Below are 15,434 nucleotides of genomic sequence, written 5' to 3' on the forward strand. Positions count from 1 at the left end.
CTTTTTTTATTCGCAATTCCTATTTCACCGAGCCTTGCGCGAACCCGTTATAGATATATTTTTGTAGTGACAAAAACGCAATTAACGTCGGAATAATAGCAATGATTATACCCGCGCTAATCACTTCCCATTGCGAGCCATAAGGACCTTTAAACTTGAACAGCGCCGTCGATATGACCTGAAGGCTTGTTTTGGGCATATACAGGAACGGGGTATAAAAATCATTGTATATATTAACGCCCTTGATAATAATCACGGTCACAATGGCAGGCTTTAGCAGGGGCAAAATAATGCGCCAGTAGATCGTCAGATAGGAGGCGCCATCCAGCATGGCCGATTCATCCAGTGCCACCGCGATGGAATCCAGAAATTGCAGAAAAATATACACCGCAATAATATCGGTCCCCAAATACAACAGAATCGCCGCCCAAGGCGTGTTAAACAGCTCCAGCTTGTTGATAATTTGGAATGTCGATACCTGTGTCGTTACCCCCGGAATGAGGGTTGCGAGCAGGAACGCCCCAAGCATGAGACTTTTACCCTTGAATTTAAAACGGTTCAAAATATACGCAATCATCGAGCCCGTCAGCGTGGCCCCGATGATCGAGATCAGTAGAATAAAGGCTGTGTTCACAAATCCGGTTAGCATATTACCGTTCACAAAGGCTTTGGCGTAGTTCGCCCAATTCAGCCAGTTCACCGGGGGAGTCAGAGGACTGGTTGCCGCATATTCAGCCTTCGTTTTCAAGGAAGCAAATAAAATCACGACAATAGGCAGCAGTGCGACGAACGCACCCAGCAAAAGCGCGGCATACTTGATGCTGCTTGCCAGCGTTCTTTTCAGCATATACACGGTTAATCCTCCTCCCCCCGAATCAGCAAACGTTGAAGCAATGTAACTACAATCACGATCAGCAGCAAAATAACGGCCATCGCTGAGGCCAGACCGACCTTACTGTATTTGAACGCCACATCAATCGTTTGGATGACGAACGTTTTACTGCCATTAGAGCCGCCAGTCATAATATACGGAATATCGAATGCGCTGATCGCACCGCTAATCGCCAAGATGAGATTCAGCTGTAAAATCCGCTTGATACTCGGCAAAATAATGTACCGGAACTGATGCCAGCGGTTGGCCCCGTCCATATCAGACGCTTCGTACAGATCACTTGATATGGAGGAAATCGCACCGAGAAACACAATAAAGTTAAAGCCCATGTATCTCCAGATCGACGTGCCAGCCAGCGAAATGTTGATAATCTCCGGATTGCCCAGCCACAGCTTGATATACGAGCCCAGCCCCAGTGCCTGAAGTAGTGTATCCAGGGTGCCGTCCGGCTTGAAGAAGAATAGAAAAATAAAACCAATAGCCACCCCGTTCATCAGGGAAGGGAAAAATAGAATGCCCTTAAACACATTTTTAAACCAGGTTTGAAAGCTGAGAATGGTTGCAAAATAAAGGGCCAGCCCCATCTGTACAAACGTAGCGACAAAGTAATACAGACTGACCTTAAACACCGAGAAATACTCAGGGTCGGTAAAGATTTTGATATAGTTTTCAAAGCCCACATATTCCAGACGCTTACTATAGCCGTTCCAGTCCGAAAAGCTGTATTTGAACATGTTGATCACCGGCAAGTAAGCAAAAGTGACCAGCAGCGCCAGCGGAATAAATGAAAAGGCTACAATAATCGCCAATCTTTGTTTGGAGTAACTGAGATTCGAAAATTTAAACATGCTGCACCTCCTGGCTATCCGTCCATCGACTGCTACGTCAATCCTTTCTAATCGTCAGCTCAGATGACTATTTGGCTGCCTTCGCAGCCACTTCAGCTCGCGCCTTCACCCATGCGTCGTTCAGATCCTTCATAATGGTGTCATACGATTCAGGGCGGTTACCGACGCCTGCCTCAATAATGCGTTTCTTGAAATCCGGCTGCCACAAGCCGATTTCTCCCTTTTTGTCGATTTTATCAACAATTCCTTCTTGTCCTTTTGGGGAAGGAGTGAGCGTTTCAAAGACAACTCCCTGATCTCCGTATTGCTTCAAAATTTCAGGCAATTTAGCACCCTGTAGCGGACTGATGCTGCCCGCCTGCTCTACAGCATAGTTGGACTTCTCGGTAAACCAGTCCACCCAGGCACGGGCCGCTGCTTTATTTTCACTATTTACGTTAATGCCGAGGTTGTAATCACCTGCCAGCGGAACAAGCACCTTGGAGGCATTGGTCGGAAACGGCATAAAGCCGACATCATCCTTGTTGGTGGCTGTGCTTTTGATCTGGTCAATGGCCCAGGAGCCGAGTACCATCGTACCGATTTTGCCTTGAGCCAAATCCGCCTTGGAGGTCTCCCAATCGGTGGTGGTCGGGTCTTTTTCGATCAGACCATTTTTAGCCGCATCGTACATGATCTTATACAGCTCATAGTGAGGCTGACCCTTCGTGAAATTGTCGTCTGTATTCGGCTGTGTGACATTCACATATTCCTTCGTACCCGCCACTGTAGCCAAATCAGCTTCCCACTGGGTCAGTGCCCACCCGGAGGCATAGTTCGTAAACAGCGGCACGGCCTTGGTTTTGTCCTTAATCTGCTGTAGCGCTTTCAAAAATTGATCCGGGGTTTTAGGAAGCTGCGTGATTCCCGCGTCCTTGAACACGTTTTTGTTATAAATCACACCGGAATATGTCATCGCTACCGGAATACCGTAGACATTATTGTCCACCATACGTTCTTCAATGCCGGTATACTTGCTTTTCATCTCCTCGTAAGTGCCCAGCGGCTCGAAAAAGTCGGGAAGCTCTGCAATGGGAATACTGGTAGGAATAAGCAAGACATCTCCGTAATCTCTGGTCCCCATCCGAATTTTAATTTGGCTCTCATAATCGGCTAACGCCTGAAAATTGACCTTCACATTCGGATATAGCTTGTTAAATTCCTTGGCGTAGTCCTGAAACACTGTATCCACAATATCTGTCCGTTGTGTAATGACCGTGATTTCACCCTCCACATCCTTCGGATCAGAGCTGGCTGCTGGCGTATCTGATCCTTTTGGGGCACATCCTGCAAACACCCCCGCTAACAACAGCACCGATAGTAACGGCACCAAAACCTTGGACAACTTCATAAAACGACCCCTCCTGTTTTTTGAAATAAGGTTATCGTTAAACTAACAAAATCATTTTATTATGATAACGCTTACTATGTCAATTTTATTATTTTTCGAATGTATTTAAAATGACAATATGCTATTTATAAAGTGATAATTAGGACAAAACACGGCAGCACAGCTGCCCTGATTCATAACCATTAGCCTTGAGGTAACTGTTACTGATCAGGAGAGTTGACAGCTTTAGAATACGTGATTATGATTTTAAATAAAGTTAACGATAACCTAATAAAATTTACAAAGGAGGATTGTGCCTCTTGGACACGTTGCTACATGAGATCAGACAGGAATGGAAGGATCATATACTCCCGTTCTGGCTAAGGTTGAAGGATGAAGCGCACGGTGGATTTTATGGTGAGGTGGATGTCGATCTGCACATCCATACGAAGGCGGACAAGGGCGGGATTGCCACTGCACGGTTACTCTGGTCATTCTCGGCGGCAGCCCGCGTGACCGGGGAACGCATCTATAAGGATGCCGCACGACACGCTTTCCTGTTTCTGCAAGAGCACCTGATAGACCCGGTATATGGAGGCATGTACTGGATGGCAGATCACACGGGCCGTCCAGCGGACACGTGCAAGCACGTCTATGCGCAGGCATTCGCCATTTATGCCTTATCCGAATATGCGCGGGCAACGGGCGACCCGGATGCCCTGTCACTAGCCAAGGAGCTGTTTCACCTGCTGGAGCAAAAAGGATATGATCGCACCCGCCAGGCATACGGTGAACAATTTGACCGGATGTGGAACACGCGGCCTAATGAGCTACTCAGCGAAAACGGGGTTACCGCGCATATCACCATGAATACCCATATTCATGTTCTGGAAGCATATACCCAGTTGCTGCGCGTATGGCCGGATGAAAGCGTGCGAGATGCACTGGTGAATGTACTGGACATTTTATACAGCCGTATTTACGATGCTTCCGCCCGGCGGTTGCGGGTATTTTTCGACAGTGACTGGCGCTCTCTGCTCGACCTGACCTCGTACGGCCACGACATTGAAGCCAGTTGGCTGATTGAGGAAGCTATGAACGTACTGGGGCACCATCCCCCGGAATATGTAGACATGGTGGTGGATATCGCCCATGCGGTAGCCGAGCGTGCTGTTCAGCCAGATGGTTCACTGATCAACGAACGGGAAGGCGATCGGGTAGACACCTCGCGAATATGGTGGGTACAGGCAGAAGGAATCGTCGGCTTTTACAATGCGTATCAACGCACACAGGACGAACGTTTCTTACAGATTGTACGGGATTTGTGGGCCTACACTCGGCAGTATATTGTAGATTCACGCCCCGGAGGTGAATGGTTTTGGTCCGTTCAAGCGGATGGCAAGCCTGATTCGAGAGAGATTGCAGGCCCTTGGAAATGCCCATATCACAACAGCCGATTTTGCATCGAAATGCTGGAAAGGACGGGAACGAAATGATTCATACCCAATACCATAAGCTGCTTGCGCAGCAAGAGGAACTGATTACACGCCCGAATGAGGTCAGCACCACCTTTTACAACGGCATCTACGAACGCTACCGCTATCCTGTACTCACACGCCACCACGTCCCGCTGCACTGGCGGTTTGATCTAAATGCACAAACGAACCCGTTTTTCATGGAGCGTCTGGGCGTGAATGCAGCGCTAAACCCGGGCGCGATCTATCATGAGGGCAAATATATTCTGGTTTCCCGCACCGAGGGGCTGGATCGAAAATCGTTTTTTGCCTTGGCCGAAAGCGATAACGGTATTGACCAGTTCCGGTTCATCGATGCTCCATTAATATGGGACGATATCGACCCGGACGAAACGAATATGTACGATATGCGGCTGGTGAAGCATGAGGACGGCTGGATCTACGGCATTTATTGTTCGGAGAAAAAGGACCCTGATGCACCAGCGCACGACACCTCCAGCGCCGTCGCTCAGGCCGGACTGGTCCGTACCCGCGATCTTCGCACATGGACCCGTCTACCGAATATCTCCACCCAATCTCCGCAACAGCGTAACGTTGTCCTGCACCCCGAATTCGTGAACGGCCAATACGCCTTTTACACGCGTCCGCAGGACGGATTTATTTCCACCGGCTCGGGCGGCGGCATTGCCTTCGGTCTGTGCGAGGATATTACACAGCCTGTGATTGAGAGCGAAACAGTGATTGACGAGCGCTGCTATCATACGGTGTACGAGGCCAAGAACGGGCAAGGGCCCGCTCCGGTCAAGACCAGCCGCGGCTGGATTCATATCGCTCATGGCGTACGCAATACCGCCGCTGGCTTGCGATATGTGCTGTACACCTTTGCCACCAGCCTGGAGGACCCTTCGTGCGTCATCGCCAAGCCCGGCGGGCATTTTATAGCCCCCTATGATGAAGAGCGCGTCGGGGATGTCTCGAACGTTATTTTTTGCAATGGAGCAGTGGTTAACGAGCACAATGAAGTCTTTATTTACTACGCCTCCAGTGATACCCGTATCCACGTGGCAACAACGACCGTTGCCCGCTTGGAGGACTACACGTTCAACACACCGCCTGACCCACTTCGTTCACTCGGCAGCGCCGCTGTCCGACGTGAGCTGATTCAGCGCAATGAAGCGCTATTGCAAGCACAAGCCCATTCTTCGTAGCGGACATAAGCCGCAAGCTTTATCCTGCCTGCGGAACCATGTATACTATCCAGAGAACAACTGTTATCCGCAGGCTAATGGTTGTTCTCTGGGTAGCTATGCTGCTAATCTTTATGTTTACAGGACAGCTATGCTGCTGATGTTGATCTTTTTTAAATTGGAAGGCGGAACAGGAAATGAAGAGCAACGTAACGATGCGGGATATCGCAGATAAGCTGGGGGTTAGCAGCGTGACCGTGTCGAAGGCGCTCAATGACAAGGATGGAGTTAGCGATGAGCTAAAGGAGCGCATCAAGACGCTTGCAGGCGAAATGGGCTACCGTTTCAATACCGCTGCCAAGTCCATGAAGGAGGGCCTCACCTATAACATTGGTGTTGTCATTCCCGAGCGTTTTACCGGCCCCGGCCAATCGTTTTATCTGCACATCTATCAGCAAATTTCGCGGGAACTTGAGCAATACGGCTACTACGGCATTCTTCACATCCTCCATCGCGAGGACGAAGAACAGCTTCATCTGCCACGTATCTATTACGACCGCAAGGTGGATGGCTTCATTCTTCTGGGACAAGTGAGTAAGCCATATATCGAGCTGGTGCAGTCCATGGATCTGCCCAAAATGTTCCTTGATTTTTATGATGAGCATGCCGATATCGACTCCGTAGTAACCGATAATTTTTATGGAGCCTACGAGCTGACCAACTATTTGATTGCCCAGGGACACCGGGATATTGCATATGTGGGTAATCTTTATTCCACCAGTAGCATTCAGGATCGTTTCCTCGGCTACTATAAATCCTTGCTGGAGCACAGGCTGCCCCTACGTAACGAGTGGGTGCTCAGTGACCGGGACGACGAAGGTGTATACGTTGATATGGAGCTGCCCCAGCCGCTGCCGACCGCCTTCGTATGCAACTGTGACCAGGTCGCGTACAACCTGGTGCAAAAGCTCATGGCTCTGGGCTACCGCGTGCCTGAAGATTGCTCTGTGGTTGGCTTCGACAACGATGTATATGCCACCCTTATTGTTCCACAGCTGACCACCGTCGGAGTCGATATTGAACAGATGGCACGTACTGCCATTGAATCGATGATGAAAAAAATAAGCCATCCCGGCAGTCGTTTTGGCCGGGTCCTTGTACAGGGTCACATTGTGTATCGTGATTCCGTTCAGCGTTTGGAGAGGCCCTGATCGAATGTGGACTGTATTTGGACAATTGGCCCCTATTCTCAAAGCTTCACAACCAAAAGCCGCTCAGCATGTCGCTGGAGCGGCTTTTGACATTCATAGATTTCTATACACGTGGTCAACGTACTCGCCTTTACTCAGGAGCGTTGGGCCACAAAAGAGTTGCCTGTTCGATTGAGAATCGGGAGCATCCGCGTTTCCTGTCCCATGGAGGCTTGGCAGAACGGACAAACCGGTTCACTTAAAAAGGTGAAATCCGTTCGCATCCAGCCGTTGCAACCCTCGTTGGTACATGACCAAATCGCCGTATCTTCCTCTGGGATAATCTCCGGAGCCTGGCGTCTGTACATCTACATTCCCCCCTCGGTTTTATGGGGTAATCCCCTACATTAGAAGGGAGCCCCGCCGATGAAACGGCAAAGAGGCTCCTCTGATCCAGCTCATCCTGACCGTTTTTAGCTGGTCTTGGTGACATGCTCCGCCTGCGGCCCGCGCTGGCTTTCCACCACGTTAAATTCCACATGCTGGCCTTCGTCCAGCGTCTTGAAACCTTCGCCCTCGATAGCGCTGTAGTGGACAAAAATATCCTGGCCCTCTGTCTCGATAAAGCCGAAGCCTTTATCTGCATTAAACCATTTGACTGTTCCTGTTGGCATATTGTTAATTCCCTCCTGTGCGGGTATTAATATGCTCCATCCTCTGAAAAATATGCGTATTTTTCCAAAATGTTTATTTGCGGATCGCCTTGGTCCAGAAACCGCCATGAAACTGCTTCGGCTCCACTGTAATAACAAAGGCCTTTGGGTCAATATCCAGAATGGATTGGTACAGCTTGTTCTGATTTTTTCGTTTAGCCAAAATTTCCATCACCAGCCGATCTCCATCCCGCCCGCTGCCCAGCCAGGCTGTAACACCGTACCCTTTGTCACGCAGCGCATTAGCGATACCTCCGTTGACCTCATTGCTGATCACCTTGACGGTTACGTAGCCGAGCGCTATTTTTTCCTCAATCCATGCTCCAATGAGAACACCAAGCGCATAGCCGATGGCGTAAACCGCGAGACTTGCCACCTGATCCAAATACTTAAGCACCATGTTCAGGCCCAGCACATAGATCGTAACTTCTACAGTGCTTATGAGCGCAGCAACGTACTTCTGTCCTTTCAGCGTCAAAATCATACGCAATGTATACGCAGACACGTAAATAATTTGAATAATAAAAATAAATAACAAAATTTTAAGCATACGCCCACTCCCCATTTCACGTTCTGATTTGGCCTGTATCCATCATTATACCCTCGCTCGGGTAAAGACTAACTACAGCATGTTGAAGGACGGCAAATAATTCCGTGCTTTGGATATGAGCTTTGACGCACTTTTTCCCCATCAAGCTTCGCTGTCTTGTGCAACGGGCTTGTTTTGTTTGACTTGTTTTGTTTGACGACTTTTCAAAAAAATTTTACGAAAACAGGGCAACTTTTACTGTTGCTGTTGCGTCTAACCAATATAAGCACAACTGCTAATATCCCTCCAAACGTGTTGGATTTTGTAGGCATTAATGTTACTCTAGACTATGAACTAGGCTATAATTCTTAAATAAAGGGGTAGACCGACGAATGAAATCATTGAAATCTATGAAAAAGCCTGTCATCATCACTGCCGTATCCGCCTTGGCCATATCCGGGGCTCTTTTCAGCCAATCCACATATGCCGCACAAGTGACTAAGCCGATCCAAGCAGTTTATAACAATATCAAAATCATCTACAACGGAACTGAAGTTCCTTATGATGCAAAAACAGAACCATTTATGCTGGATGGCGTGACTTATCTCCCGCTTCGTCTGGCAGGTACAGCTCTGGATAAAAAAGTAGAATGGGACGGCACGAACAAACGCGTAGTTATTGCTGACAACGGCGTTCCAATTGATCAATCTACGGTTACAGCATTGAACAACCAGATTACAACACTGACTCAAGAGCTAAATACTGCGAAAGCAGCGAACACGACTAAAGACGCTACCATTGCTCAATTGCAAAAAGACAATCAGACACTAAAAGATGACGCAAGCAAAAACAGCTCTGATTCCCTGAAGGATCTCCAAAAGCAGTTGAACAAGGATTACAGTGATACCTACAACACGAACTCGGATATCACGCTGGATGGCAACAAAAAAGATATTACCGTGACCATCGAAATGACAAAATCCAGATGGGAAGACCTATCCAGTAGCAGACAGAAAAGCTATTTGGAGGACATCGTGGACGATATTTTGAAAGAGTACAAAGATGCCGACGTTGAAGGCACAGTGAAGAACTCCAGTAATAGGGATAAACTAGCAACCTTTACAACTAACAGCAAAGGCGATGTTACGATTAAAAAAATAGCTTCATCTTTGGATACAAGCACGATCCAGCGTAATTTGTCCGATAGATACGGCAGCTACGCCGGCATCAACCTTGATTTCACCGTGAGAGGCGACAGCAGTGAAGCTACCGTGGAAGTGTATGTAACTTCAGATGACTGGAATAAACTCTCTGGCACTCAAAGAACCAGCCTGACAGATGGCGTTATTTATCAGCTTAAAGAGAGAGAGTCCATTGACAGAGTTATCGGATACGTACGCAATAAAGGGAACAGCAGCCAAATCATTACCTTCTAAGATTATTTTAAAAAAGCGACAAAGGCTTTCGAGCCTTTGTCGCTTTTTGTGATATACAAACATCATGAATTCCATTATTGAATCAATCTGCCTACGGAAGTAATATATTTTATATAATCTTTATCCGCATTGGTCGTATCGATATTTTGGGTATAAATCAAATTACCGTGGCTGGTTATGTTAACTTTATAATTCATATTGAATTTAGAGTAAGGATTTACACTATGGCCCCCTTTGCTATACACAATCAGAGGATTAAAGTCGATCTGCTTGAAGTCGGGTGATAAGCTGCTCTCATACGTAGCATAAATATCCAATACGCCTTTTTTTCGATCCCAATCAAAGGAAGTAAGATTAAATGCGTTCACATCTATGACCTGAGCCAGGTCTTGTCCCTTAAATTTCATAAGAACCGTGCTTTCGTTAAAGCTATCGTGCTTTAGTGACAATAATTCGCGCTTAGGATCCCACTCCATCTTCGCATCTGTATCTTTCAACAGAATGGATACCGGTAAAAACATCGCATTGCTTTTCATGATAGGGACTGTATCCATTGTCACTGGCTCGCCGTTAACCGATATTTCGGGTGATCCGATGGTGACCGTTACATTACGGCCCAACAGATCGACAGTGGCGGTTTTGCTCGTTGCATTGTAAGTTACTTTACCGCCCAGTATATCCTCTGCCGCTTGGAGCGGTATAAGCAGTCTGTTCTTTTTATCCACAAAGGGTGATGCAGGGTAGGTATATAAGACGTAATGTTCATTGACCTTGAGGTGTATCGGTGTTTGGCCTTGAGCTTGAGCTGATGCCCAATTCGTGTTTGTAGCACCCAAACTCATTAAAATCATAAGGCAGATTAGTAACCTGATTTTCATAAATGCCCTCCTCGTTATTATTCGTCGTTACTAGTGTATCGCCACAGAAATATCATATCAACCATAATTTACAACATATATCCAAAAATAAACATGGTATTTTACATATACTGGTTTATAATAGATTAAACTGCAAAACAAAAAGAGAGCACAGAATTGCACTCTCTTTGAATACAGCATATAAAAGTAAGAAAATATTAATAGGCCAATGCAAAAAGTCCTTTAATGTGGGACAGGTAACGGATGTTACTGCCTTCCTTCATCAAAGTCGCTACAGCGCCTTTCAGTTGGGTGCCATTCGCGCCTACAGTACCAATCGCGTCTGTTCTGCCCAAGCTGCCCAGCGTACCGGAGAATACAGGTGTAAATTGTTCCATATTTGCTCCGTTAAAGTAAGCAAACAGGTTATAACCCACCGTCTCGCCCATTTGCCAAGCCAACTGTGCAGTTGGAGGGTATGGACGCTCGCCCCCACTCGGGAACACCACTGCGCTGTCACCAGCCAGGAAGATGTCTTCGTGGGAAGTCGATTGCAAGGCACCATTCACGGTTGCACGACCACGGTTCACTTCAATACCGGATGCGCCAACCAGTGCGTTACCTTGTACGCCGCCTGTCCAGACCAGTGTGCTCGTTTGGATCGAACGTCCGTCTTTGAGCAGAACTTCGTCGGCTTTCATTTCCGTAATTGGAACACCGGCTACGATTTGAACGCCACGTTTTTCAAGGCTTGTTACTGCACGATCAACCAGTGGTTGAGGGAAGCCTGCCAAAATAGATGGTCCAGCTTCTACGCAATACAGGTTAATATCTTCGTAGTTAACGCCTTTTTCACGGCAAACTGCAGGCAGCTTGTCAGCATATTCGCCCACCAGTTCGACACCCGTCAGACCGCCACCACCGATAACGATTGTAGCGTCCGCTTTGTTGCCGGATTGCTTGTAAGCATCCAGACGAGCTTCTACATGTGCGCGAATACGATTCGCTTCTGCCACTGATTTCAGCGTGAAGCTGTGTTCTTGCAGTCCCGGAATACCAAAGTAAGCCGTTTCGCTGCCCAGGGAAATAACGAGAGCGTCATAGCTCAACGTAGCACCACTGGCCAGAGTTACTTTCTTATCATCCGGTTTGATTTCCGAAACAGTATCCACTTTCAGGATAATTTCTTTGTTACGCAGCAGTTTCTCCAAAGGAAGCGCAACAGCTTTCTCAGCAATTGTACCTGCCGCCAAACGGTGCAGCTCCGTAATAATTTGGTGCGACGCAAAGCGGTTTACCACTGTAATGGTTGCTTGGCTAGCGTCCAGATGCTGGCGTGCTGTCAGAGCGGCCAGCAAGCCGCCGTATCCGCCGCCCAAGATCAAAATTTGCTTCGACATGTCCATCCTCCGTTCTTGATCAGGTAATTATTTACTTTCGCGTTGGCGCTCATTCAGAATATCCAGGAAAGCCTGGCTGAAACGCAGCGTTTTTTGTACATTTGGATCTTTAAGCATTTTGAGCAGACCAAACAGACCTACACTGCCGTCTGTAGTTTGTACGCGGTCGTTAGCTTCAATGGCAGCAGAAGCCAAACCTTTAGCCGACTCTGTAACAGGCTTCACAAACTCCCCCATGGAGCTTTTCATATCGCCGATAAAGACAGGGTCAGTCGACAAACTGCGGGCTACATCATAAGCGTCGGTCATCAAAGTAACCATTTCAGTCAACTTGGGCAGATTTTCTACCAGCACGGTCAGCGATTGCTGAACCTCCGGTTTCATCAATTGGTCCAATACATCCCGAGACTCTTTGGTAGCTTCTTGTGTTACGGCCACCTCTTGTTGGTTTTCAGACATGCGTGAACGTCCTCCTTTACTGTGAAAATAGAAGTCCATCCCTTTCTCGTAACCTGTATCATAAACTCTAGCAATACAACGTTCAATGAATTCGCGCCCTTAAACATACAAGAAGCACAGCTTAAACCGGCCTATACCCTAAAGGGCAAGACTGATCATCGCAGATGCCAATTGTATATTGCTCGGACGGTATTCTGTTATTGTTACTGCTGCGGAGTATCTCACGAAGCGCTTCTTCGTGACTATAACAGGTCGAAACGGAACCCTATACCTCTATATTACACTGTTTACAACACAATCGTCGAAAAAAATTTTAAATTTGCACAAAATTCCGCAAATTTTTATTTGTTATTTTAGATAAAAATTAGAATAAACTCGATTTTTGTCCAAATTCACCGTTAAAAAAGGGTCATTCTATAAGAAGATAGGGTAAGTCTGATTCGCGGGAGTGCCAATATAGAGCTGTATTAAAGGTCGGGAAACCGACACCCTCAGAAGCGCCCTGCGTTCATAAAGAGTCCTCAGGAGCATCGGGATCATCAGGAGATGGCAACGGCACACCAGATTCGATGAATTCATCGACATCGCGGGCCGCCTTGAATTGATTGCATTCGTTGCAAGCACATACACAATTGACAGGCGTCGTGTGCCCCCCTTTGGCACGGGGCAGCAAATGATCAATGGTATCGCCGTAACCCCCGCAGAAAAAACAGGTATAGCGATCACGCTTGAGCACATATTGACGGAATTCCTTATTGCTGTAAAGTCTGCGGATGGTGTACGGATTAACAACCACTGCCATGCGCTCTCTGACCAGGGTAACCGCCAATTCAAATTCAATCTCCTGATGCCAACGTCTCCCCTGATCGGTTTTGCCCCTTAGCCGAATCATACCGTTACGGTTGAGCCGCAGGGACTTGGTATCCGCCGGCTTCAGCCTGCTGAGCAAATGCCGAACCCGTTGTCGATGACGCTCGCGGGCTTTATCCGTGACTGGCTTCCTGCGGGGCGGCTGAGGCTGCAGGTCAGGCTGTGCGGGCGCCTCCATGCTTTTTTGCACGACTGCCTCATACCCATCGCCATGCGATGCCAGGAAAGCCGAGAGAGGCTGTGTCCCCTCAGTGGAAGGAGCGGACGCAGCCGCACGTTCTTGTGCCGTTACCCCCCGGCAGGAACGGCAAGGACCACGCCGGGAATAAGGACCCGCCCGGCGACCGGTTCTGCGCTGAAATTCCGTTAAAGGCTTCAGCTCCTGACAATACGTACATTTTTTCATCAGCGGTTCGCCCGCTTCATTCCTGATTGACTGCGATTCCGTCATGCCCGCCCCTCCTTTCCCCATTGCTCACGTTTACTAAATACCTGAAACCCGAACTTTTGTTAAGTTAAATTCATTCTACCGTTTTCACGTTCCCTTTTCTAGCCATCGAATATATACACCCTCAAGGTATAACAAATTTTAACCATTTAGCATACGTTATACAGCGATCCCTGTTCTTCATTCGGCAGCTTATTGACCGCCTGACGTTTAGCCCCCCTTGTTTGGTGGGTAACTTGTTATATATGAAGGAGGGACGCATGATGAAAAGGAACCATACGATGATGCAGTTTTTCGAGTGGAACGTCGAAGCTGACGGCTCCCATTGGAAGAAACTTGCCCGCCTGGCACCGGAATTGAAGGCCAAAGGAATTGATGCGATATGGATTCCACCTGTCACCAAGGGCCAATCCCCCGAGGATACGGGGTACGGCGTCTATGACCTTTACGATCTGGGTGAATTTGATCAAAAGGGTGCGGTGCGCACCAAATACGGTACCAGAGAAGACCTTTTGGAGGCAGTTACCGCCTGCGTTCGTCACGGCGTGACCGTCTATGTCGATCTGGTCATGAACCATAAAGCTGGCGCGGATGAAACCGAAGTATTCAAGGTCGTCGAGGTCAACCCGGATAACCGCAATGAGGTCATTTCCGAGCCGTTCGATATCGAAGGCTGGACTAAATTTACGTTCCCCGGTCGTCAGGGCCAGTATTCCACATTTCAATGGAATTTTGAACATTTTAACGGAACCGATTACGATGCAAGTCAGGACCGAACGGGAATTTATCGTATTTTGGGCAAAAATAAAAGCTGGAGCGAGCATGTAGATGATGAATTCGGCAATTATGATTATTTGATGTTCGCCAATATTGACTATAATCATCAGGAAGTGCGCAAGGAGATGATCCGCTGGGGCAAATGGCTCGTGGATACCCTGCAATGCAACGGGTTTCGCCTGGACGCAATCAAGCATATCAATCATGAATTTGTACGGGAGTTCGCGACGGAAATGATCAAAAAGCGCGGACAGGACTTTTATATGGTCGGCGAGTTTTGGAAACCCGATCTGGAATCATGTCAAAAATTTCTGGACACTATTGATTATAAAATCGACCTGTTTGACGTATCCCTCCACTACAAGCTACATAGCGCTTCCTTGGGTGGAAAGGATTTCAATTTAAGCACCATTTTCGAGGATACGCTAGTCCAGACTCATCCCCTGAACTCCGTTACTTTTGTCGACAATCATGATTCCCAGCCCCACGAAGCTCTGGAATCGTGGGTAGAGGACTGGTTTAAGCCCAGCGCCTACGCGCTCATCTTGCTGCGCAAGGACGGTTACCCCTGCGTATTCTACGGCGATTACTACGGCATTCAAGGGCAAACGCCCGTGAAAGGCAAGCAGGCCGAGCTGGATCCGCTCCTGTACGCCCGATATCATAAAGCCTATGGTGAGCAAAAGGATTACTTGGATGATCCCCATACGATTGGATGGGTTCGTCAGGGCGCGTCTGAACTGAAAGGCTCCGGCTGTGCCGTGGTGGTCACCAACGCGGACGACGGAAAAAAGCGTATGTATGTGGGAAAACAACGCGCAGGAGAGCAATGGACCGATCTGACGGGCCGTCACGACCATATCGTACAGATTGAACAGGACGGCTACGGCGTATTCCCGGTTCGTGCCGGCAGTGTATCGGTGTGGGCGCTTCCCGCCGAGGATGACAGCCCGGAAGCAGACGACGTGGACGCTTAACCTATAC

General features: G+C 48.0%; 15 protein-coding genes. 5 read left to right on the forward strand and 10 right to left on the reverse strand.

Going from position 1 to position 15,434, the window contains the following annotated elements:
* Nucleotides 1-19 precede the first annotated feature (19 nt).
* The 3 genes from HPL003_RS05670 to HPL003_RS05680 form a co-directional block, all read right to left on the reverse strand.
* Nucleotides 20-853 (reverse strand): carbohydrate ABC transporter permease, encoded by an 834-nt coding sequence (locus HPL003_RS05670; protein WP_014278668.1) that lies wholly within the window; start codon nt 851-853, stop codon nt 20-22.
* A 2-nt stretch (nt 854-855) separates the two neighbouring features.
* Nucleotides 856-1,740, reverse strand: a complete 885-nt coding sequence (locus HPL003_RS05675; RefSeq protein ID WP_014278669.1) for a carbohydrate ABC transporter permease — start codon at nt 1,738-1,740, stop codon at nt 856-858.
* A 67-nt stretch (nt 1,741-1,807) separates the two neighbouring features.
* Nucleotides 1,808-3,130: an ABC transporter substrate-binding protein gene (locus HPL003_RS05680; protein WP_014278670.1), complete on the reverse strand. Its 1,323-nt coding sequence runs from the start codon at nt 3,128-3,130 to the stop codon at nt 1,808-1,810.
* A gap of 299 nt (nt 3,131-3,429) precedes the next feature.
* On the opposite strand from HPL003_RS05680, the gene HPL003_RS05685 reads away from it, so the two are divergent.
* From HPL003_RS05685 to HPL003_RS05695, 3 genes are all read left to right on the forward strand, one after another.
* Nucleotides 3,430-4,605: an AGE family epimerase/isomerase gene (locus HPL003_RS05685; RefSeq protein ID WP_014278671.1), complete on the forward strand. Its 1,176-nt coding sequence runs from the start codon at nt 3,430-3,432 to the stop codon at nt 4,603-4,605.
* Nucleotides 4,602-5,792: a glycoside hydrolase family 130 protein gene (locus tag HPL003_RS05690; protein WP_014278672.1), complete on the forward strand. Its 1,191-nt coding sequence runs from the start codon at nt 4,602-4,604 to the stop codon at nt 5,790-5,792. The genes HPL003_RS05685 and HPL003_RS05690 overlap by 4 nt, the downstream gene beginning before the upstream one ends.
* Before the next feature lie 176 nt (nt 5,793-5,968).
* Complete coding sequence (locus tag HPL003_RS05695; protein ID WP_014278673.1) at nt 5,969-6,982, forward strand: LacI family DNA-binding transcriptional regulator; 1,014 nt, start codon at nt 5,969-5,971, stop codon at nt 6,980-6,982.
* A gap of 134 nt (nt 6,983-7,116) precedes the next feature.
* On the opposite strand, the gene HPL003_RS05700 is transcribed toward HPL003_RS05695, so the two are convergent.
* The 3 genes from HPL003_RS05700 to HPL003_RS05710 all read right to left on the reverse strand — a co-directional run bounded on the left by HPL003_RS05700 (nt 7,117) and on the right by HPL003_RS05710 (nt 8,224).
* Nucleotides 7,117-7,329, reverse strand: coding sequence for a cold-shock protein (locus tag HPL003_RS05700; RefSeq protein WP_014278674.1), 213 nt, complete (start codon nt 7,327-7,329; stop codon nt 7,117-7,119).
* A 105-nt stretch (nt 7,330-7,434) separates the two neighbouring features.
* Nucleotides 7,435-7,635 (reverse strand): cold-shock protein, encoded by a 201-nt coding sequence (locus tag HPL003_RS05705; RefSeq protein WP_014278675.1) that lies wholly within the window; start codon nt 7,633-7,635, stop codon nt 7,435-7,437.
* Nucleotides 7,636-7,708: 73 nt separating this feature from the next.
* On the reverse strand, nt 7,709-8,224 hold the full coding sequence (locus HPL003_RS05710) for a DUF2179 domain-containing protein (protein WP_014278676.1): 516 nt from the start codon (nt 8,222-8,224) through the stop codon (nt 7,709-7,711).
* A gap of 371 nt (nt 8,225-8,595) precedes the next feature.
* On the opposite strand from HPL003_RS05710, the gene HPL003_RS05715 reads away from it, so the two are divergent.
* Nucleotides 8,596-9,639, forward strand: a complete 1,044-nt coding sequence (locus HPL003_RS05715) for a stalk domain-containing protein (protein ID WP_014278677.1) — start codon at nt 8,596-8,598, stop codon at nt 9,637-9,639.
* 74 nt (nt 9,640-9,713) lie between these two features.
* On the opposite strand, the gene HPL003_RS05720 is transcribed toward HPL003_RS05715, so the two are convergent.
* The 4 genes from HPL003_RS05720 to HPL003_RS05735 form a co-directional block, all read right to left on the reverse strand.
* Nucleotides 9,714-10,517: a copper amine oxidase N-terminal domain-containing protein gene (locus HPL003_RS05720; protein WP_014278678.1), complete on the reverse strand. Its 804-nt coding sequence runs from the start codon at nt 10,515-10,517 to the stop codon at nt 9,714-9,716.
* 197 nt (nt 10,518-10,714) lie between these two features.
* Nucleotides 10,715-11,896 carry an NAD(P)/FAD-dependent oxidoreductase gene (locus HPL003_RS05725; RefSeq protein WP_014278679.1) on the reverse strand — a complete coding sequence of 394 codons (1,182 nt, stop codon included), beginning with the start codon at nt 11,894-11,896 and terminating at the stop codon, nt 10,715-10,717.
* 27 nt (nt 11,897-11,923) lie between these two features.
* Nucleotides 11,924-12,355, reverse strand: a complete 432-nt coding sequence (locus HPL003_RS05730) for a DUF1641 domain-containing protein (RefSeq protein WP_014278680.1) — start codon at nt 12,353-12,355, stop codon at nt 11,924-11,926.
* A gap of 508 nt (nt 12,356-12,863) precedes the next feature.
* The gene (locus HPL003_RS05735) at nt 12,864-13,676 is read right to left on the reverse strand and encodes an HNH endonuclease (protein WP_014278681.1); all 813 of its coding nucleotides are present in this window, start codon (nt 13,674-13,676) and stop codon (nt 12,864-12,866) included.
* 260 nt (nt 13,677-13,936) lie between these two features.
* On the opposite strand from HPL003_RS05735, the gene HPL003_RS05740 reads away from it, so the two are divergent.
* The gene (locus HPL003_RS05740; protein ID WP_014278682.1) at nt 13,937-15,427 is read left to right on the forward strand and encodes an alpha-amylase; all 1,491 of its coding nucleotides are present in this window, start codon (nt 13,937-13,939) and stop codon (nt 15,425-15,427) included.
* Nucleotides 15,428-15,434 lie beyond the last annotated feature (7 nt).

The sequence above is a fragment of the Paenibacillus terrae HPL-003 genome (genome assembly GCF_000235585.1).
Taxonomy (GTDB): domain Bacteria; phylum Bacillota; class Bacilli; order Paenibacillales; family Paenibacillaceae; genus Paenibacillus; species Paenibacillus terrae_B.